This is a genomic window from Caulobacter sp. P1_D6, assembly GCF_056406095.1.
The window spans coordinates 81,461-101,506 of the sequence record NZ_JBFUAW010000005.1; the positions used below are offsets into that span (position 1 = coordinate 81,461).

A 20,046-nucleotide genomic window follows, 5' to 3' on the forward strand; every position below is an offset into this window, starting at 1 on the left:
CCTCGGGCTGGTTGAGGCGAACCGACATGGCTGACGAAATCGACGATCAGGCCGCGATGGCCCAATGGGCTTCGGAAAACCCGCCGGCGGACGCCGGCGGCAACGAGTTCGGCGACTTCAGCGGCGGCATGGGCGGCTGGGACGACGGCGGCGGCGACGGCATGGGCGCCGAGCGCATCCTGAACCAGGACGAGATCGACAGCCTGCTGGGCTTCGACATGTCCGGCGACGGCAATGACGACCGCACCGGCATCCGCGCCATCATCAACTCGGCCCTGGTCTCGTACGAGCGCCTGCCGATGCTGGAAATCGTCTTCGACCGCCTGGTGCGGTTGATGACGACGTCCCTGCGGAACTTCACCTCCGACAACGTCGAGGTCAGCCTCGACAACATCAGCTCGATCCGCTTCGGCGACTATCTGAACTCGATCCCGCTGCCGGCCATCCTGGCGGTGTTCCGGGCCGAGGAGCTGGACAACTACGGCCTGCTGACGGTCGACTCCAACCTGATCTACTCGATCGTCGACGTGCTGCTGGGCGGCCGTCGCGGCACCGCGGCCATGCGCATCGAAGGCCGTCCCTACACCACCATCGAGCGGGTGCTGGTGCAGCGGATGGTCGAGGTGGTGCTGCACGACGCCAAGGCGGCCTTCGAGCCCCTGCATCCGGTGTCGTTCAGCCTGGACCGCCTGGAGACCAACCCGCGCTTCGCCGCCATCGCCCGGCCGGCCAACGCCGCTATTCTTGTGAAGCTTCGGATCGACATGGAAGACCGCGGCGGCAGAATCGAGCTTCTGCTGCCCTATGCCACCCTCGAACCCATCCGGAAGATGCTGCTGCAGCAGTTCATGGGCGAGAAGTTCGGTCGCGACAACATCTGGGAAGGCCACTTGGCCACCGAACTCTGGACGACCCAGATGGAGGTGCGCGCCGTGCTCGACGAGCAGCAGCTGCCGCTCTCCAAGGTCCTGGACCTGAAGGTGGGCGACACCCTGATGCTGAACGCCACGCCCGACAGCCCGGTGGAGCTGCGCGCGGGCTCCATCCCGCTGACCCGCGGGCGCATGGGCCGCCGCAACCACTCGATCGCCGTGCGGGCCGACGCGCCCCTGACCCCGGCGGCCAAGAAGGCGGTTCAGAAGCTCAAATGAGTCTGACGGCCATCGCCCTCAACGGTCTGCTGGCGATCCTGCTGCTGATCGCCCTGGCCTTCGGCGTGCGCCTCGAGCGCCGCCTGAAAGCCCTGCGCGACAGCCATGAGGGCTTCGCCAAGGCCGTGGCCGACCTCGACCGCGCCGCCATGCGCGCCGAGCAGGGCCTGGCCGACCTGCGCGCCGCCACCGACGAGGCCGCCGACACCCTGTCCGATCGCATCACCAAGGCCCAGGCCCTGGCCGTGCAGCTGGACGAGCGCCTGAACCGGCCGATGGTCACCCCGCCGCCGGCAACGACCCGCGCCGCCGTCGAGCCGCGCTCCAGCGAACCTCGCGCCGCCGCGCCGCGTCCGATGCGCGCACCGGAACCCGAGCTTCCGCCGGAAACCTCGCGGCGCCTGCGGGCCGAGGACTTCGAGAAGCTGCTGGACCGCGAGGCCCGCATCCCCCGCGACGCCCCGCCGCCTTCCGCCGCGCGCTCTTCCGCGCCAAAGGAAACTCCGCGTTCACGGGCGCGGATAGATGATGACCTGTTCGAGGGCCCGGAAGATCCGCCGCGCCCCGGTTCGACCTTTAGGGGCCGTCGATGAAAAATATTCCGCGCATCCTGCCGATCATCGGGGTCACCGCTGTCGGCGTGCTCGCCGTCAACGCCCTGGCGGGCGCGAAGTCCATCCCGGACATGCTGAGCGGCGCCAAGGCGTTCGCCGAGGGCACGGCCAAGGCTGACGGCGAAAAGGCGACCTCGGCCGCCGACGCCGGCAAGGACGCCGCCGCCAGGACGCCGCCGCCGATCTGCGCGCCCTCGGCCAGCGACCTTGCGAAGGAAGCCGGTCTGTCGCCGGCCGAACTGCGCGTGCTGCAAAGCCTGGGTCAACGTCGCGGCCAGCTGGACCAGCGCGAGCAGGACATCGACGTCCAGCTGCAGCTGCTGGCCGCCGCCGAGGGCAAGCTGGACGCCAAGATGAAGGCGCTGAACGGCATGAAGGGCGAGATCCAGGGCCTGCTGGGCCAGGCCGACGCCCAGAAGGAAGCCGAGTCCCAGCGCATGGTGACGGTCTATTCGGCCATGAAGCCCAAGGACGCCGCCGCCCGCATGAGCGTGCTGGACGACAGCGTGCGCCTGCCGATCGCTTCCAAGATGAAGGAGCGCACGCTCAGCATGATCCTGGCCAACATGTCGCCGAACGACGCCAAGATCCTGACCGAGCGCCTGGCCAACCGCCTGTCGTCCGAAGCCATCGCCAAGCAACGCGCCGCCCTGGCCGCCGCCGACAAGCCCGCCGCCGACGCTTCCGCGCAAGCCGCGGCCGCGCCGCTGGCCGGCGCCAGCCCGGCCAAGAAGGCCGGCTAGGACAGGAGCGAAAGCGGGGGCATGAAGCTGGGGGCGTTTCTGAGATCGACCGTCGCGGCGATCTGCATCCTCGGGGTCGCGACCCCGTCGATGTCGATCTCGGCCGAGCCGCGTCACGCCTCTCCATCTGCTTCAAACAGGTCTGCTCAACCCAAGCCCGCGCCCCGTAAAGCCGCGCCTCGCAAGGCCGCCGCGCCGGCCGGTCTGCAGGTTCGGATCGCCCAGGCTCCCGACTTCACGCGGCTGGAGTTCCCCGGTTCGCGCGGCATGCAGGCCCGGCGCGAGGGGACGGCCGTCGTCCTGCGCTTCCCGCGCGACGCCAATCCCAATCTCTCGTCCCTCAACGTCGGCCCGCCCCGCCTGGTGAAGGGCGCCCAGGCGCGCCATGTCGGCGGCGTGGTCGAGATCGTGGTCGCGCTGAGCGAGAACGCCGACTTCCGGGCCGGCAACGCCGACGGCGACGACTTCATCAACCTGTTCATCCGCCAGGAAACCGCCGCCGCGGCCCCGGTCCCGGCGGCGACCGTGGTGTCGCAACGTCCCAATCCGATGCCGGCCGGCGGCGTCGTGCCGGTCAAGCTGGAGAAGGTCTCGGGCCAGATCCAGCTCAGCTTCGACTGGGCCAATCCGGCCGGCGCGGCCGTGTTCCGTCGCGGCGAGGCGGTCTGGGTGGTGTTCGACGCTCCCGCCCGGCTGGACATCGGCAAGCTGCCCCTGAGCACGCCGCAGTACCGCAACATCCAGGCCTTCAAGGGGCCCGACTACGCGGCGCTGCGCATCAGCACGCCGCAAGGCGCGCCGTTCTACGCCGACGGCGTCGGCTCCAACTGGACGATCGCCCTGGGCGCGGGAAACCAGGACTCGCCCGACCTGGTCCGCGTGGCCCGGGACGACAACGCCACCCCCGCCACCCTGACCGCCAACGTGGCCGGCGCGACCAGGATCGCCTGGGTCTCGGACCCGGCGGTCGGCGACCGCCTCGGCGTGGTCACGGCTCTCGCGCCGTCCAAGGGCCTGCCGTCGCGCCGCGACTATGTCGAGATGGCCCTGCTGCAGTCGGCCACCGGTCTGGCGGTCGAAAGCTATTCCGGCGACCTGCAGATGACCTCGGACGGCGACATCGTCCGCATCGGCCGGCCCAAGGGCCTGCTGCTGTCGTCGACCTCCAGCGGCCAGGCCCTGGCCGACGCCGGGGCCGGCGCGCCCCAGGCGATGGCGATGCCGGCCCTGATCGATCCCGAGCACTGGGCCAAAACCGGATCTGGCGGGTTCATGGCCCGCTACGACGCCTTGCTCGGCGCGGTCCCCGCGGCGGGCGGCCCCGAAGGCAAGGGCGACGACACCGCCGCCCGCATGGCCCTGGCCCGCTTCCTGGTCGGCTCCAACCTGTCGTTCGAGGCGATCGGCGTGCTCAACGCCGCCGGACGCGCCCACCAGACCCTGATGGGCGACGGCGAGTTCCGCGGCCTGCGCGGCGTGGCCAAGGTGATGGCGCATCGCTACGCCGAGGCCGAGACCGACTTCGCCTCGCCGGTCCTGAACGATGATCCCTCGGCCGCGATGTGGCGCGGCTACATCGCCAGCAAGACCGGCCAGTGGACCGACGCCAACCAGCGGTTCGCCGAAGGCGCGCGCGCGCTCAACATGTTCCCCGCCCTGTGGCAGGCCCGGTTCCTCGGCGCCCAGGCCGAGGCCGCGGTCGGCGTCGGCGCGCCCGAGACCGCCATCCGCCTGATCAACCAAGCCCTGAAACTGCCCAACATCCCGGTCGAGGATCAGCTGGAGCTGCGGCTGACCCTGGCCAAGGCCTTCGAGGCCAAGAACGACTCCCGCGCCCTGCCGGTGTTCCAGGCGATCTCCCGCTCGGGCATCGACCGCCTGGCCGCGCCCGCCACCCTGCACGCCATCCAGCTGCGCCTGGCCAAGAACCAGATTAGCGCCGACATCGCCGCCAAGGGCCTGGACGCCCTGCGCTTCCGCTGGCGCGGCGACGGGGTCGAACTGGACACCATCCGCGCGCTGGGTCAGCTGCAGATCAAGCAGGGCCGCTATCGCGAGGCGCTGGAGGTGCTGCACTCGGCCAGCAACGTGCAGTCCGACCTGCCGCAGGCCGTGGCCCTGCGCAACGACCTCAACACCACCTTCCGGACCCTGTTCCTGGACGGCCTGGCCGACGGCATGCAGCCGATCCAGGCGGTGGGCCTGTTCTACGACTTCCAGGACCTGACCCCGATCGGCGCCGACGGCGACCAGATGGTCCGCAACCTGGTGCGCCGCCTGGTCGACGTCGACCTGCTGGACGAAGCCGCCAAGCTCCTGAAGTACCAGGTCGACAACCGGCTGAACGGCGTGCCCAAGGCCCAGGTCGCCACGGACCTGGCCTGGATCTACCTGATGGACCGCCAGCCCGAGAGCGCGCTGGACACCATCAACGCCACCCGCACAACGATTTTGCCGCCGGCCCTGAACGCCGAGCGCCGCCTAGCCACCGCCCGCGCCCTGATGGGCCTTGGCCGCTACGACGCGGCGCTGGAGGTGATCGAGAGCGACAAGAGCCGCGACGCCGAGGATGTCCGCGCCGAGATCGCCTGGAAGCAGCACACCTGGCCCCAGGCCGGCGCCCTGTACGAACGCGCCCTGGCCGACCGCTGGAAGACGCCGGGGCTGCTGAGCCCGGCCGACGAGTCCAAGCTGCTGCGCTCGGCCGTGGCCTTCAGCCTGGCCGACGACGACGCCTCGCTGGGCCGCCTGCGCCAGCGCTACGGCGGCTTCGTCGACGGCGCGCGCAATCCCGACGGCCTGCGCGTGGCCCTGGCCGGCGCCGATCCGGGCGCCCTGTCCAGCACCGACTTCAGCAAGGTCACCGCCGACAACGAGGCCTTCAACGGCTGGGTGGCCAAGATGAAGGACCGCTTCCGGGCCCAGGCGAGCAACCGAGGCGTTTAGAGCCTGCCTTAGCAGGCTCTACTTCAAACATTTAGAGCGTGACAGACGCCGAAACCGGCATCCACTTTCGGCTGTCACGCTCTAGGTTCGCGCTATCGCCAGGCTGTCCATGACGTACGGCGCGTAGAAGTAGTCGTGGATCGCGGCGATCTCGCCGTTGTCCCAGTCCAGCAGCACCACGTAGCGCACGGCGGCCGTAGGATCGGCCGGATCGCTGACCAGCAGGGCCAGGCGGCCCTCGGCCATGCCCGCCTCGAACCGCCAGCCCGAGGTCGAGGCGTAGTGGGTGAAATAGACCGAGACGTCCTTGCGCCCTTCGATCCGCCGCCGATTGGCCAGGTCCAGCCGGACGTCCTCGCTGAGCAGGGCGCGCAGGGCGTTGAAGTCGCGGGCGTTGAAGCGGTCGGCATAGGCGCGCAGCCGCGCGCGTTCGGCGGCGTCCAGGCGGGGAGGGGCGACGTCCGGTTCCTCGGCCAGGTCCTTCAGGCGCACGCGGCCGCGATGCAGGGCGGCCTTGGCGGCCGCCAGGGTGAAATCCAGGAGTTGGGCGGTTTCGTCCAGCGAGTGGCCCAGCACGTCGATCAGCACCACGCACGAACGCTGGGCTACCGGCAGGCGCAGCAGCACGGCCAGGCTGGCCGTCGCCGCCACCCGGGCGTCGGCGGCCGCGACCGGATCGACGATTTCGCTGAACGTCTCGTCGAGGAGGGGCTGGCGCTTGCGGCCGCGCAGGGCGTCGAGCGCGGTGTTGTGGGCGATGCGGAACAACCAGCGGTCGGGATGCTCGATCGGCTCGGCGGCGGGATAGGCGAGCGCCGCCTTGGCCAGGGCCTCCTGCACCACGTCCTCGCCGTCGAAGGCCGAACCGACCATGCGCGCGCAATAGCGATGCAGGCTGGGGCGCAGTTCCGCCATCAGCTGGCTGAACGCCTCCGGAGCCAGGTTGCCGTCCGCCATGTGCCGTCCTCTTCGCGCCGCCCGAACGACGGTCCCGTCTTCATGACGACGCGCGACCCAGAAAGGATTCGCGGTCCGGGAATATTTCTCCGACCGAATCCTTCGCATCGGCGGCCGCGTCCTTGGTCATGACGGCCGCATTCCGCGCCGTCGCAATCCAAAGGATCCAAGACCATGCAGAGGGTTACACTGGTGCGCTACGCCGCCAAGCCGGATCGCGCCGACGAGAATCAGGCGCTGTCGCTGGAGGTGTTCGACGAGCTGAAGGCCGTCCGGCCCGACAACATCGCCTATGCGCTGTTTCGCGACGGCGTCGACTTCGTCCATCTGTTCGTCAATCTGCGCGACGACGACGCCGGCGTGCTGACCGACCTGCCCGCGTTCCAGGCCTTCGCCAAGGACGTGAACGACCGCAGCGAAGCGCCGCCGGAGGCCACGCGACTGAGTCTGAAGCTGCTGGCCTCCTATGGGCTCTAGGGGCGGCCTCTAGAGAACGATTCCACCTTTTCACCCTGCCCACGCGGTCGCCTCTTGCGGAGGCGGCCGCGTTTTGCCTGCCCAGAGGTGAACCTTCGCGCGCGAAAAGCGATTGGTCTTCTGGCGGCGCCGCTCCAAACCCCTTAGTTAGACGCCGCGCGCGCGGTCCTGTCGGGACGTCGACATGGGACGTCCTAGGGGGCCGCTTGCATTGCTCCGACGGGCGTGTCATGACAACGTTGTCATAGGGTGGAAACATTGACCAAAGAGACGAACGCCGATCAGACCGGCCGGGAAGTGCTGGTCCTGCTGGGTGGCGCGGGCGACCTGGCCCTGCGCATGCTGCTGCCTTCGCTGTATTTTCTCGAAGTCGATCGCCTGCTGCCGCACGATCTGCGGATCATCGGCCTGGCCCGTCACGACCACGACGCCGACAGCTATCGCAAGCTGGTGCGCGAGCAGTTGGGCAAGCGCGCCGCCGTCGAGGAATCGGCGTGGAACCGCCTGGCCGCCCGCCTGGATTACCTGTCGGTCGACATCACCAAGGAAGAGGGCGCCAAGGCGCTGGCCGAAAAGGTCGGCAAGCACGGCGACCTGGTCATCTACTTCGCCCTGTCGCCCAGCCTCTACGGCTCGGTCTGCACCGCCCTGCAGTCGGCCGGCCTGACCGGTCCCCAGACGCGCCTGGTGCTGGAAAAGCCGATCGGCAAGGACTTCGCCAGCTCGTGCGTCATCAACGGCGCGGTGGGCGCGGTGGTCGACGAGAGCCAGATCTTCCGCATCGACCACTATCTGGGCAAGGAGACGGTCCAGAACCTGACCGCCCTGCGCTTCGGCAACGTGCTGTTCGAGCCCCTGTGGGACAACAAGCACATCGACCACGTGCAGATCACCATCGCCGAGACCGAGAAGGTCGGCGAGCGCTGGCCCTATTACGACGAGTACGGCGCCCTGCGCGACATGCTGCAGAACCACCTGCTTCAGCTGCTGTGCCTGGTCGCCATGGAGGCCCCGTCGGGCTTCGATCCGGACGCCGTCCGCGACGAGAAGGTCAAGGTGCTGCGCAGCCTGCGCCCCTTCACCAAGGCCAATGTCGCCCATGACACCGTGCGCGGCCAATATGTGGGCGGCGTGGTCGAAGGCACGGCGCGCGAGGGCTATCTGGACGAGGTGGGCAAGGGCTCCAAGACCGAGACCTTCGTGGCCCTGAAGGTCGACATCGACAACTGGCGCTGGGCCGGCGTGCCGTTCTTCCTGCGCACCGGCAAGAACCTGCCCGACCGCCGCACCCAGATCGTCGTGCAGTTCAAGCCCGTGCCGCACAACATCTTCGGCGTGGCCGCCCAGGCCGAGACCAAGGCCAATCGCCTGGTCATCGACCTGCAGCCGGACGAGGACATCTCGCTGACCGTGATGACCAAGCGCCCGGGCCTGTCGGAAGAGGGCATGCGCCTGCAGTCGCTGCCGCTGTCCCTGGCCATGAGCGCGGCCGGCAGCCGTCGCCGGATCGCCTACGAGAAGCTGCTGCTGGACGTGTTCCGCGGCGACCGCACCCTGTTCGTGCGGCGTGACGAGGTCGAACAGGCCTGGAAGTTCGTGGACGGCGTGTCGGCCGCCTGGGCCGAGGCCAAGATCGAGCCCGCGCCCTACGCCGCCGGCACCTGGGGTCCGCACAGCGCCTCGGCGCTGATCTCGCCGCAAGGCCGGGCCTGGAACGAATAGGGTGAGCGTAATGACCCTCCCCAAGATCGAGGCCTTCCCGTCGCGCGAGGCGCTGTACGACGCCGCCGCCTCGGTCGTGGCCTCGGCCCTGACCGAGGCCGTGGCCAAGCGCGGCCAGGCCGGGTTCGCCGCCACCGGCGGCTCGACGCCGGCCCCGGTCTATGACCGCCTGGCGACGATGACGGTCCCCTGGGACAAGGTCGTGGTCACCCTGACCGACGAGCGCTTCGTGCCGCCGTCCGATCCCAGCAGCAATGAGGGGCTGGTCCGCCGGCACCTGCTGCAGGGCGAGGCGGCCAAGGCCGGCTTCGCGCCGCTGTTCTTCGACGGCGTGGCCCAGGACGAGGTCGCGGCCAAGGCCGAGGCCGGCGTCGCCAAGGCGCTGCCGTTCGGCGTCACCCTGCTGGGCGTTGGCCCGGACGGCCACTTCGCGTCGTTGTTCCCCGGCAATCCGAAACTGGCGGAAGGGCTGGACCCCAAGTCCGAGCGCACCGTGATCGCCGTGCCGCCCGGCCAGCCGGCCCCCGACCTGCCCCGGATCAGCCTGACCTTCCAGGCGTTGATCCAGTCGTCGCTGATCGTCCTGCTGATCACCGGCGCCGCCAAGAAGTCGTTGCTCGAAGGTCCGGTCGATCAAGCCTTGCCGATCGCCGCGATTCTGAACCAGGACCGCGCCCCGGTCCGTATCCTGTGGGCGGAGTAGCACCATGGCCATGCATCCCGTAATCGCCGAAGTCACCGCGCGGATCATCGAGCGCAGCCGCGACACCCGCGCGACCTATCTGGCCAATCTCGACGCCGCGGCGGCGGCCCAGCCGGGCCGCGCCAAGCTCAGCTGCGCCAACTGGGCCCACGCCTTCGCCGCCTCGCCGGCGGTGGACAAGATCCGCGCCCTGGACGTCAACGCCCCCAACCTGGGCATCGTCTCGGCCTATAACGACATGCTGTCGGCCCACCAGCCGCTGGAAGAATATCCGGCGCTGATCAAGGACGCCGCGCGCGAGGTCGGGGCCACCGCCCAGTTCGCCGGCGGCGTGCCGGCCATGTGCGACGGCGTCACCCAGGGCCGTCCGGGCATGGAGCTGTCGCTGTTCTCGCGCGACGTGATCGCCATGGCCACGGGCATCGCCCTGACCCACGACGCCTTCGACGGCGCGCTGTACCTGGGCGTTTGCGACAAGATCGTGCCGGGCCTGCTGATCGGCGCCCTGACCTTCAGCCACCTGCCGGCGATGTTCGTGCCGGCCGGCCCGATGACCTCGGGCCTGCCCAATTCGGAAAAGGCCCGCATCCGCGCCCTCTACGCCGAGGGCAAGGTCGGCCGCGAGGAACTGCTGGCCGCCGAGAGCGCCAGCTACCACGGCCCCGGCACTTGCACCTTCTACGGCACGGCCAACACCAATCAGATGCTGATGGAGCTGATGGGCCTGCACCTGCCGGGCTCGGCCTTCGTCCATCCGCACACCCCGCTGCGCACGGCTCTGGTGAAGGAAGCCGCCAAGCGCGTGGCCGCCATCACCCACAAGGGCAACGACTGGATCCCGGTCGGGCGAATGATCGACGAGAAGGCCGTGGTCAACGGCGTGGTCGGCCTGATGGCCACCGGTGGCTCGACCAACCTGGCCCTGCACCTGGTGGCCATGGCCCATGCGGCCGGCATCATCCTGACGCTCGAAGACCTGGACGACATCTCCAAGAACACGCCGCTGCTGGCCAAGGTCTATCCGAACGGTTCGGCCGACGTGAACCAGTTCCACGCCGCCGGCGGCATCCACTTCGTGGTCAAGGAACTGCTCAAGGCCGGCCTAGCCCACGAGGATGTGCTGACGGTCGTTGGACAGGGCCTGTCGCGCTACACCCAGGAGCCGATCCTGGTCGATGGCGAGTTGGCCTGGCGCGAGGGGGCCGAAGAGTCGCTGGACCTCAACATCCTGCGTCCGGCCTCCGACCCGTTCAGCCCGGAAGGCGGCCTGCGCCTGCTGACCGGAAACCTCGGTCGCGGCGTGATCAAGGTCTCGGCCGTGAAGCCCGAGCACCAGGTGATCACCGCCCCGGCGGCGGTGTTCCAGGAGCAGGAAGACTTCATCGCCGCCTTCAAGCGCGGCGAGCTCGACCGCGACGTCGTGGTGGTGGTGCGCTTCCAAGGCCCGTCGGCCAACGGCATGCCCGAACTGCACAACCTGTCGCCGTCGATCTCGGTGCTGCTGGACCGCGGCTTCAAGGTGGCCCTGGTCACCGACGGCCGGATGTCGGGCGCCTCGGGCAAGACCCCGGCGGCCATCCACGTCACGCCGGAAGCGGCCAAGGGCGGGGCCCTGGCCTATGTCCAGGACGGCGACGTGATCTCTCTGAACGCCCACACGGGCGAACTGAAAATCCTGGTGGACGAGGCGGTTCTTCGCGCTCGCACGCCGGCGAGCGTCCCGGCGTCCAAGCCGGGCTTTGGGCGGGAACTCTTCGGCTGGATGCGGGCGGGGGTCGGCGCGGCCGACCACGGCGGCTCCGTGCTGTTTGCTTAGGACGTGAAGACTATGAGCGGTTTGAACTCCATCGGGCTTGGCCTGGTCGGCGACATCGGCGGAACCAACGCGCGGTTCGCCCTGGTCGATTTCGATGGGGCCGATCCCCAGCTGATCGAACCGACGTCCTACAAGGGCGAGGACTACGAACAGGCCGAGGACGCGGTCGAAGCCTATCTGGCCAAGATGGGGCTCAAGCACCCCGACCAGGCGGTCGTCGCCGTCGCCGGCCCGATCGAGCACGGCGCCGTGCACTTCACCAACAGCGACTGGAAGCTGTCGGAAGACGGCCTGCGCCGGGCCGGCGGTTTCCGCACGGCCAAGCTGATCAACGACTTCACCGCCCAGGCCCTGGCGGCCCCGCGCCTGACCCCCAAGGACCTGCGCCAGATCGGCCCGCTGCAGACCTCGGGCGAGGGCGACCTGGCGATCCTCGGCCCGGGCACCGGCTTCGGCGCGGCGGGCATGGTGCGCCGGCACGGCGTCGAGACGCCGCTGACCACCGAAGGCGGCCACATCGCCTTCGCCCCGTTCGACGACACCGAGATCGAGATCCTCCGCGCCCTGACCAAGGAGCACGGCCGCTGCTCGATCGAGCGCATCCTGTCGGGCCCCGGCATCGAGGACCTGCACGTGATCCTGGCCCGGATCGAAGGCCGCGAAGCCGAGGCCCTGACCGCCAAGCAGATCACCGAGCACGCCGTGGCCGGCGACGCCTGCTGCAAGGTCACGATCGACCGCTTCTGCGCCATCCTGGGTTCGGCGGCCGGCGACCTGGCCCTGGCGCTGGGCGCGCGGGGCGGGGTGTTCATCGCCGGCGGCATCGCGCCGCGGATCATCGACCTGCTGGAGCACGGCCAGTTCCGCGAGCGATTCGAGTCGAAGGGCCGGCTCAGCGGCTACACCAAGGACATCCCCACGCATGTCGTCATGAACCCCCACACCGCCCTGATCGGGGCGGCCGTGGCCATGACGCCGGACGGTCGCGCGGCCATTTCATAAGGCTTTTCGTCCGGTCGGGCCCGTTTCCGATCCCTCAAGGCGAGATTTCCGCTTGAAGTGGGCTCGCCTTGACAAGGCTGTCATGCCTTTATTGCGTCGCTTGTCGATTTTCCGACGCTTCGCGAGGCCGGTCTTGAGTTCCAAGGTTACGATCCACGAGGTCGCCCGCATGTCGGGCGTATCGATCAAGACCGTTTCGCGGGTGCTGAACCGCGAGCCGAACGTGAAGAACGACACGCGCGTACGGGTGCAGGAAGCCGTCTCGGCCCTGAACTACCGGCCCAACATCTCGGCCCGCAGCCTGGCCGGTTCGAAGGCCTATCTGATCGGCGTGTTTTTCGACAACCCGAGCCCGGCCTATGTCACCGACGTGCAGCTGGGCGCGATCGCCCGCTGCCGGGAAGAGGGTTACCACCTGATCGTCGAGCCGCTGGACTCGACCGGCGACGTGGCCGCCCAGGTGGAGCCGATGCTGCACACCCTGCGGATGGACGGGGTGATCCTGACCCCGCCGGTCTGCGACAACGTCGCGGTGCTGGACGTGCTGGAAGCCGAAGGCGTGCCCTATGTTCGGCTCTCGCCCGACCAAGACCTGGACCGCTCGGCCCACGTGCGCATGGACGACGTGCGCGCCGCCTACGAGATGACCGCCCACCTGATCGGCCTGGGCCATACCGACATCGGCTTCATCAAGGGCCACCCCGAACACGGCGCCTCGCACCTGCGCTACGAGGGCTATGTCGCGGCGATGAAGGAGCACGGCCACGCCGTGCGCGAGGAGCATGTCGAGCAGGGCTGGTTCTCGTTCCGCTCGGGCTTCGAGGCGGCCGAGCGGCTGCTGAACCGGACCGACCGCCCCACGGCGATCTTCGCCTCGAACGACGATATGGCCCTGGGCGTGATGGCGGTGGCCAACCGCCTGCGCCTGGAGGTGCCCCAGACCCTGTCGGTGGCCGGCTTCGACGACACGCCCGGCGCCAAGGTCGTCTGGCCGCAGCTGACCACCGTGCGCCAGCCGATTCAGGCCATGGCCGCCGCCGCCGCCGACCTGCTGCTGACCGGCGCGACCCGAGCCGAGGGCGACGCGCCGCCGCCTTCGCGCCTGCTGGATTTCGAGCTGGTCGTCCGGGAATCCACCGGCCCGGTGGGATAGGGTTCGGGGACGCGAGCGACCGGAGCCCGCTTTGAGCGTTGATCTCTCCAAGCTTGCCGTCCCCCATATTTTCTTATGGAGGTGGAAAGCCTTTGGAGTTGACGCTAAGTCAGCGATGGCGAATCCAGGCTCGGACCGCTAGACAACGTTGTCAGGTGCGAAATTCGAGAATGACGTTCGCCCAAAGCAAATCCTTTCCGCTCTGCGGTATTTTCTGCCGCATTGCAGCATTTTCTAGCCTCTCCGGAGCAGGTTCATGATCCGCGCGCGCCGCTCCCGCATTGTCGCCACCATCGGTCCGGCCAGCAGCTCGCCGGAGATGATCATCACCCTGGCCAAGGCCGGGGCGGACGTGTTCCGCCTGAACTTCAGCCACGGCAGCCACGACAACCACGCCGCCTCGTACAAGTTTATTCGTGACGCCGAAAAGGTCGTCGGCCGCCCGCTGGGCATCCTGGCCGACCTGCAGGGCCCCAAGCTGCGCGTGGGCAAGTTCGCCGACGGTCCGGTGACGCTGAAGGCCGGCCAGGCCTTCCGGTTCGACAACGACCCGACGCCGGGCGACGAGACGCGCGTGCACCTGCCGCACCCCGAGATCCTGGTGGCCATGCGCCCCGGCGCGACCCTGCTGCTGGACGACGGCAAGCTGCGGATGACGGTGACCGACGCGGGTCCCGGCTACGCCAACACCACGGTCGTCAACGGCGGCAAGCTGTCGGAACGCAAGGGCGTGGCCGTGCCGGACGTCGTGATCCCGATGTCGCCGCTGACGCCGAAGGACCGCGAAGACCTGGCCTTCGCCTTGCGGCTGGGCGTGGACTGGATCGCTCTGTCGTTCGTCCAGGCGCCGGAAGACATGGCCGAGCTGCGCCGCATCGTCGAAGGCCGCGCCGCCGTGCTGGCCAAGATTGAGAAGCCCCAGGCCCTGGAAGTGCTGGGCCCGATCCTGGACCTCTGCGACGGCGTGATGGTGGCCCGCGGCGACCTGGGCGTCGAGATGGCCCCCGAAGAGGTGCCGGTGGCCCAGAAGGTCATCCTGCGCGCCGCTCGTGAGCGCGGCATTCCGGTGATCGTCGCCACCCAGATGCTGGAGTCGATGACCAGCTCGCCGACCCCAACCCGGGCCGAGGCCTCGGACGTCGCCAACGCCGTCTACGAGGGCGCGGACGCGGTCATGCTTTCCGCGGAAAGCGCGGCGGGCGACTATCCCGAAGAGTCCGTGGCGATGATGAGCCGCATCATCGAGCGGGTGGAGCGCGATCCGCGCTGGCCCGAGCTGATGCAGGCCGAACAGCCGCACAACGACGAGGACGCCGATGTCCTGGTGGTCGCCGCCGCCCAGGCCGCCAAGGCCGGCTCGACCAAGTGCCTGGTGGCCTTCACCACCACCGGCGCCACCGCCCGCCGCCTGTCGCGCGAGCGGCCGCTGCAGCCGGTGCTGGCCCTGTCGCCCCAGATCAACGCGGTGCGCCGCATGTGCCTGGTCTGGGGCGTGGAGGCTCGCGTCTCGACCCAGCCCGACAGCCTGGAGGTGGTCACCTCGGACGCCGTCGCCAAGGCCATCGAGCTGAAGCTGGTCGGTCCGGGCGAGCGCGTGCTGATCGTCGCCGGCACGCCGTTCGGCGCCCCCGGCGCGGCCAACCTGCTGCGCCTGGCCCACGCGCCGTTCCCGACCCGCAAGCGGTAGCTATTCGCTGACGGCCTCGTAGTGCCGCACGTGGGGTTCCTGTTCGATCAGGAACTCGGCGTCGAAGTCGTAGTACTTGGCCCGCTCGAAATCCTCGCCGGCGAAGCGTCTGACGGCGTCCAGATCGGTCCAGAAGGTCAGCATCTCGAAGTGCGTGATCTCGCCCTCGCGCCGGGTCAGGCACCAGGCGCCGAGGTTGCCGGGCGTCGACTTGTAGTCGGGCAGGGCCACTTCGCGCATCAGGGCCAGATAGCGGTCGGCCAGGGCGGCCGGCACCCGGCCATGCCAATTGCGGACGATCATGCGGGCCTCCTCTCCAACGCGTCGTTGGAGATGGGGAGGCTTCAGCCGAAGGGAAGCGGCAGCAGGCGCTCGTAGCCGCGCCGCACGGCGGCGTAGCACTCGCAGGTGATCGCCTCCAGGCCCGCGCGGTCGAGGATGTCGACCACCCCGCGGCGATAGCGGATCAGGCCCTTGGCCTGCAGCGAACCAGCCACGGCGGTGACCGTGGTGCGCTGGACGCCCAGCATGTCGGCCAGGAATTCCTGGGTCAGGCTGATGGTGTCGCCGTCGATGCGGTCGCGGCACGACAACAGCCAGCGGCAGAAGCGGGCCTCGACCCCGTGCAGGGCGTTGCAGGCCACCGACTGGATCGCATGGCCGAACAGCGCCTCGTTGTGACGGTCGACCAGGTCGCGCAGGGCGGGGCTGCGGGTCCAGGCGTCGTGCAGGGCCGTGGCGCTGATCCGCGAGGCGACGCCGGGCGCCTGGACGATGGCCCGCACCAGCGACTGGCGCGGCGCCACGGCGGCCATCAGGCCCAGGGCGCCCTCGCGGCCCACTGTCGCCGACTCGATCGCCGCGCCGTTCTCCATCAACGTCATCAGCGAGATGACGCAGTCGTGCGGGAAATAGATGACGTCGACCGGATCGCCCGGCTCGCAGAGATGTCGGCCCTTTTCCAGCTCATGTTGGGTGAGATGGGGCGCGATCAGCCCGAAATCCTCGGACGGCAGGGCGGCGAGCAGACGATTTTTCAAAGGTGCGACGGTCCCGTCGAGCGAATCGATCACCGGTATGCGGTAAAGTTTGAAGCTATAGGTTGGAACTCGCCTCGGTGCTGTCGAGTAGTCGACACAAATGCAGAACACCTGATAGGGTTCAGAACGCGCTATTGATTGCGTCGGGAACCCGACATTACAGGAACAGTTGATAACGCTGTCGCTTTGCGTGAAGCGCACGTCCTAAGTGAACTTTCGCCAGCGAATGTCGAAAGCGAATTTGCTTCTCGAGGACGGGCGCCTATCCCAGGCTGATGTGGGCCTTGTCGCCCAGGTCGGGCGGGCTGTCGGTCAGGTTGGCCTTGGCCACTTCCCAGGCGAAGCGGATCGCGCCGCCCTTGGAGATCCACAGTTCGGCGTCCTTGGCGTCCAGCCGCAGCAGGGTCAGGGACGGGTCGTCCTTGCCGTCCGGAAACCAGGCCGCGACCATCGGATTCCAGTACTTGTCGATGCGCGCGGTGTCGCGGACGGTGGACAGCACGCCGCCGATGCAGGCCTGGAAGTCCTGGTCCTTGGATTGGACAATGAACATCGCCTCGGCCCCGCCGCCCGCGCTCTTGGCCAGGTCGGTGTCGTCCTTGGTGAAGAACCAGATCTGGCCGCTCTCGGGCTCGGCGAAGGCGGTCATCGGCTGGAAGTGCTGATGGCCGCCCATCAGGCCCAGCATGCCGAACCGGGCGTGGTCCAGCTCCTTCCAGAGGCGCTGCTCGACGGCGGCCTTGTCGTTGGGATCGGTGCTCATGACGGTTCTTCCTGCTCGCGGGGGAGGAGGGGAGAACTGATCCGACGCGCGCCAGTTCCTAAGGCCTAGTTCGCACTATTGCTTGTCATCCCGGACAAGCGCGCAGCGCGCCGATCCGGGACCGACGCGTGAACTCAGCGCTTCCGGCGGTCCCGGGCCTTCGCTTCGCTACGCCCGGGATGACAACACTGGATTGGATCAGAAACCCGACAGTTTGGCGTAGCGGTCGCGGTGGAACGACGCCGAGCCGAACAGCGCCTCGGCGACGCGGGCGCGTTTCATGTAGAGGCCGGCGTCGTGGGCGTCGGTCATGCCGATGCCGCCGTGCATCTGGACCATCTCGTTGGACGCCAGGTGCAGGACTTCGGACGCCTTGGCCTTGGCCAGCGAGGCCAGCAGGCGCGTGTCCCCGGCCCCTGAGGAAGAATGGGCGTCGGCGGCTTCCAGGGCGGCCTCGACGCACGAGCGGGTGGTCTCAAGGTCAGTGAACAGCTTGGCCGCGCGGTGTTGCAGGGCCTGGAAGGTGCCGATCACCTGGCCGAACTGGGTGCGGGTCTTGATGTAGTCCAGGGTGATCTCGAAGGCGGCCGTGGCCGTGCCCAGCATCTCGGCGGCGAGGCCCGCATAGGCGCGGTCCAGCACCGGCTCCAGGATCGCCCAGCCCTTGCCGACCTCGCCCAGCACCGCCTCGGCGCCGACCTCGACCTTGTCGAAGTCGATCCGGGCCGCGCCGCGGCTGTCGATCAGGGCCAGGTGCGTGCGGGTCACGCCCTTGGCGTCGCCCGGCACGAGGAACAGGGTGATCCCGTCGCTGTCGCCCGGCGCGCCCGAGGTGCGGGCGGCGACGATCAGCAGGTCGGCGGCCTCGCCGTCGAGCACGAAGGTCTTGGACCCGTTCAGGACGAAGCCGCTGCCCGACTGACCGCCCGACAAGGCGACGTTCAGCGGCGCGTGGTGCGAGCCCTCGTCGACGGCCAGGGTCGCGACGGCCTCGCCGGCGGCGATCTTCGGCAGCCAGGCGGCCTTCTGGGCGTCGGATCCGCCCAGCACCAGGGCCGAGGCGGCGACCAGGGCCGTGGAGAGCAGGGGAGAGGCCACCAGGTTGCGGCCGGTCTCTTCCAGGATCAGCCCCAGGCCCAGATAGCCGAAGGCCGAGCCGTCGAAGTCCTCGGGCACGATCACCCCGGCCCAGCCCATGGCCCCCATCTCACTCCAGGCGGCGGGATCGAAGCTGGCCTTCGAGCCGCCGTCGCGCAGCTTGCGCAGGGCGGCGACGGGCGCGCTGTCCTGCGTCCAGCCTTTGGCGGCGTCGCGCAGCATGGTCTGTTCTTCGGTCAGGACGGCCATGTCAGGCTTGCTCCAGGTTCTGATGGCGGACGGCCCAGTCGAGGGCCTGTTCGAGACGGTCGTTGCCCCAGAAGAGCTCGCCGTCGGCGGTGACGAAGGAGGGGGCACCGAACAGGCCGCGCTCCTGGGCCTGGCGGACATGGTCCTTCAGGCGGGTCTTGATGGGATCGGCGCCAGCGGCGGCCAGCACCGCGTCAGGCCCGGCGCCGACCCCGGCGATCAGCGGCGCCAGCACCTCGGGTTTCGAGATGTCCTGGTCGTCGACGAAATTGGCCTGGTAGACCGCGCGGCTGAAGGCCGGCGTCCAGCCGTCTTCCAGCCCGACGATGGCGACGCGGGCGGCGAGCAGCCCGTTGCGCGGGAACTGGCTGGGATGGACCAGGGGCAGGCCCTCCATGTCACAAACCCGCTGCAGGTCGCGCCACATGTAGTCGCCCTTGACCGGGAAGGCGTTGAACGGGCTGTCGTTCAGGCCCTGCTGGTCGTGCATCAGCGGCCCCAGCAGGAACGGCCGCCAGGCCACGACCACGCCGGCCTGCTGCGCCAGGCGCTCGATGCGCATGGCGGCGGGATAGCTGTAGGTGCTGCCGAACTCGTACCAGAACTCGATCATGGTCTCGCGCCGTCGCTACTGGTGATCCAGCAAGCCTAGCACCCGCTTGGCCACGACGTTGAGGTTCACCTCGCTGGTGCCGCCCTCGATCGAGTTGCCCTTGGCGCGCAGCATGGCGCGGGGCGCGGCCAGTTCGTCCTTGGAGAAGCCTTCGCCTTCCCAGCCCAGGCCCTGCAGGCCCAAGGCCTCGACCAGCAGCTCGGTGCGCTCCTGGTTCATCTTGGCGGCGGCGTACTTGATGATCGACACGGCGGCGCTGGGGCCCGAGCCCTGTTTGGACTCCGTCTCGGCGCGGCGCACGGTCAGCATGAAGGCGTGGGCGTCCATGCGGTGATTGGCGATGCGGGCCCGCAGGTCGCCGTCGGCCAGCTTGCCCCACGCGTCGACCCCGATCTCCTTCTTGGCCGCCTCGACCACGTCCAGCCCGCCGCCGCCCCCGAAGCCCGAGGCCGAGATGTTCTGGCGCTCGTATTGGAGGAGGCGCTTGGCGATGTCCCAGCCGCCATTGACCTTGCCGACCAACTGCTCCTTGGGGACCTTCACATTGTCGAAGAAGGTCTCGCAGAACGGCGAGTTGCCGCTGATCAGCTTGATCGGCCGGGCCTCGACGCCGGGCGAGGTCATGTCGAACAGCACGAACGAGATGCCCTCGTGCTTCTTGGTGGTGTCGGTGCGCACCAGGCAGAAGATCCAGTCGGCCTGGTCGGCGTAGCTGGTCCACACCTTCTGGCCGTTGATCAGCCAGTGGTCGCCCTTGTCTTCGCACTTGGTTTGCAGCGAGGCGAGGTCCGAGCCCGCGCCGGGTTCGCTATAGCCCTGGCACCAGCGGGTCTCGCCGCGCACGATCTGCGGCAGGAAGCGCTGCTTCTGCTCCTCGGTGGCGTATTCCAACAGCACCGGGCCCAGCATCCAGATGCCGAAGCTCATCAGGGCCGGGCGGGCCTTGAGGCGACGCAGCTCCTGCTCCAGCACCTTGTTCTCGGCCTTGGACAGGCCGCCGCCGCCGTATTCCCTGGGCCACATCGGGGCGGTCCAGCCGCGCTCGGCCATGCGGTCCAGCCACAGCTTGGCGTCGGGGTTCTTCCACTTGAACGTCTTGCCGCCCCAGGGCGCGTCGTCCTCGCCCATCGGAGCGTTCAGGGACGAAGGGTAGTTGGCCTCCAGCCAGGCCCGCGTCTCGGCGCGGAAGGTGTCCAGTTCGCCGCCGCCGAAATCCGCCATGGCCGTTCTCCCTCGTCTTGGTCGTGTTCGCGGCGCTTTTCCGCGTCGTCGGCGCGCAGACTACGCCATGAAACGGCGGGGGCAAGCTTAT

18 protein-coding genes are annotated in these 20,046 nt (G+C 69.0%); 11 read left to right on the forward strand and 7 right to left on the reverse strand.

Annotated elements, in window-relative coordinates; genetic code table 11:
* The first annotated feature begins 26 nt into the window (after positions 1-26).
* From fliM to AC1DYP_RS03110, 4 genes are read left to right on the forward strand one after another with little or no spacing between them, the layout of a single operon-like run.
* Positions 27-1,151: a flagellar motor switch protein FliM gene (fliM, locus tag AC1DYP_RS03095; protein WP_477045090.1), complete on the forward strand. Its 1,125-nt coding sequence runs from the start codon at positions 27-29 to the stop codon at positions 1,149-1,151.
* Positions 1,148-1,744 carry a DUF6468 domain-containing protein gene (locus tag AC1DYP_RS03100; RefSeq protein ID WP_477045091.1) on the forward strand — a complete coding sequence of 199 codons (597 nt, stop codon included), beginning with the start codon at positions 1,148-1,150 and terminating at the stop codon, positions 1,742-1,744. Before fliM ends, AC1DYP_RS03100 begins: the two co-directional genes overlap by 4 nt.
* On the forward strand, positions 1,741-2,508 hold the full coding sequence (locus tag AC1DYP_RS03105; protein ID WP_477045092.1) for a MotE family protein: 768 nt from the start codon (positions 1,741-1,743) through the stop codon (positions 2,506-2,508). Before AC1DYP_RS03100 ends, AC1DYP_RS03105 begins: the two co-directional genes overlap by 4 nt.
* A gap of 21 nt (positions 2,509-2,529) precedes the next feature.
* A complete protein-coding gene (locus tag AC1DYP_RS03110; protein ID WP_477045093.1) occupies positions 2,530-5,454 on the forward strand; it encodes a tetratricopeptide repeat protein in 2,925 nt (974 codons plus the stop codon).
* An 81-nt stretch (positions 5,455-5,535) separates the two neighbouring features.
* Here the strand turns inward: AC1DYP_RS03110 and AC1DYP_RS03115 are convergent, their stop codons facing one another.
* Complete coding sequence (locus tag AC1DYP_RS03115) at positions 5,536-6,411, reverse strand: sigma-70 family RNA polymerase sigma factor (RefSeq protein ID WP_477045094.1); 876 nt, start codon at positions 6,409-6,411, stop codon at positions 5,536-5,538.
* 174 nt (positions 6,412-6,585) lie between these two features.
* Between AC1DYP_RS03115 and AC1DYP_RS03120 the strand changes: the two genes are divergently transcribed.
* The 7 genes from AC1DYP_RS03120 (at position 6,586) to pyk (ending at position 14,971) form a co-directional block, all read left to right on the forward strand.
* Positions 6,586-6,888: a hypothetical protein gene (locus AC1DYP_RS03120; RefSeq protein ID WP_477045095.1), complete on the forward strand. Its 303-nt coding sequence runs from the start codon at positions 6,586-6,588 to the stop codon at positions 6,886-6,888.
* A 258-nt stretch (positions 6,889-7,146) separates the two neighbouring features.
* Complete coding sequence (gene zwf / locus AC1DYP_RS03125; RefSeq protein ID WP_477033662.1) at positions 7,147-8,610, forward strand: glucose-6-phosphate dehydrogenase; 1,464 nt, start codon at positions 7,147-7,149, stop codon at positions 8,608-8,610.
* Between the two features lie 10 nt (positions 8,611-8,620).
* A complete protein-coding gene (gene pgl / locus AC1DYP_RS03130; RefSeq protein WP_477045096.1) occupies positions 8,621-9,313 on the forward strand; it encodes a 6-phosphogluconolactonase in 693 nt (230 codons plus the stop codon).
* Between the two features lie 4 nt (positions 9,314-9,317).
* A complete protein-coding gene (gene edd / locus AC1DYP_RS03135; RefSeq protein ID WP_477045097.1) occupies positions 9,318-11,129 on the forward strand; it encodes a phosphogluconate dehydratase in 1,812 nt (603 codons plus the stop codon).
* Positions 11,130-11,141: 12 nt separating this feature from the next.
* The gene (glk, locus tag AC1DYP_RS03140) at positions 11,142-12,131 is read left to right on the forward strand and encodes a glucokinase (protein ID WP_477045098.1); all 990 of its coding nucleotides are present in this window, start codon (positions 11,142-11,144) and stop codon (positions 12,129-12,131) included.
* A gap of 133 nt (positions 12,132-12,264) precedes the next feature.
* Positions 12,265-13,284, forward strand: a complete 1,020-nt coding sequence (locus tag AC1DYP_RS03145) for a LacI family DNA-binding transcriptional regulator (RefSeq protein WP_477045099.1) — start codon at positions 12,265-12,267, stop codon at positions 13,282-13,284.
* A gap of 256 nt (positions 13,285-13,540) precedes the next feature.
* A complete protein-coding gene (gene pyk / locus AC1DYP_RS03150) occupies positions 13,541-14,971 on the forward strand; it encodes a pyruvate kinase (protein ID WP_477045100.1) in 1,431 nt (476 codons plus the stop codon).
* Here pyk and AC1DYP_RS03155 read toward each other — a convergent pair whose 3' ends face one another.
* The 6 genes from AC1DYP_RS03155 to AC1DYP_RS03180 all read right to left on the reverse strand — a co-directional run bounded on the left by AC1DYP_RS03155 (position 14,972) and on the right by AC1DYP_RS03180 (position 19,955).
* Positions 14,972-15,274 carry an antibiotic biosynthesis monooxygenase gene (locus AC1DYP_RS03155; protein WP_477045101.1) on the reverse strand — a complete coding sequence of 101 codons (303 nt, stop codon included), beginning with the start codon at positions 15,272-15,274 and terminating at the stop codon, positions 14,972-14,974.
* Between the two features lie 41 nt (positions 15,275-15,315).
* Positions 15,316-16,011: a Crp/Fnr family transcriptional regulator gene (locus AC1DYP_RS03160; protein WP_477045102.1), complete on the reverse strand. Its 696-nt coding sequence runs from the start codon at positions 16,009-16,011 to the stop codon at positions 15,316-15,318.
* A 262-nt stretch (positions 16,012-16,273) separates the two neighbouring features.
* Positions 16,274-16,774 (reverse strand): pyridoxamine 5'-phosphate oxidase family protein, encoded by a 501-nt coding sequence (locus tag AC1DYP_RS03165; protein WP_477045103.1) that lies wholly within the window; start codon positions 16,772-16,774, stop codon positions 16,274-16,276.
* A 198-nt stretch (positions 16,775-16,972) separates the two neighbouring features.
* Positions 16,973-18,121, reverse strand: a complete 1,149-nt coding sequence (locus AC1DYP_RS03170; protein ID WP_477045104.1) for an acyl-CoA dehydrogenase family protein — start codon at positions 18,119-18,121, stop codon at positions 16,973-16,975.
* A 1-nt stretch (position 18,122) separates the two neighbouring features.
* Positions 18,123-18,734: a DsbA family protein gene (locus AC1DYP_RS03175; RefSeq protein ID WP_477045105.1), complete on the reverse strand. Its 612-nt coding sequence runs from the start codon at positions 18,732-18,734 to the stop codon at positions 18,123-18,125.
* A gap of 15 nt (positions 18,735-18,749) precedes the next feature.
* Complete coding sequence (locus AC1DYP_RS03180) at positions 18,750-19,955, reverse strand: acyl-CoA dehydrogenase family protein (RefSeq protein WP_477045106.1); 1,206 nt, start codon at positions 19,953-19,955, stop codon at positions 18,750-18,752.
* Between the last annotated feature and the right edge of the window lie 91 nt (positions 19,956-20,046).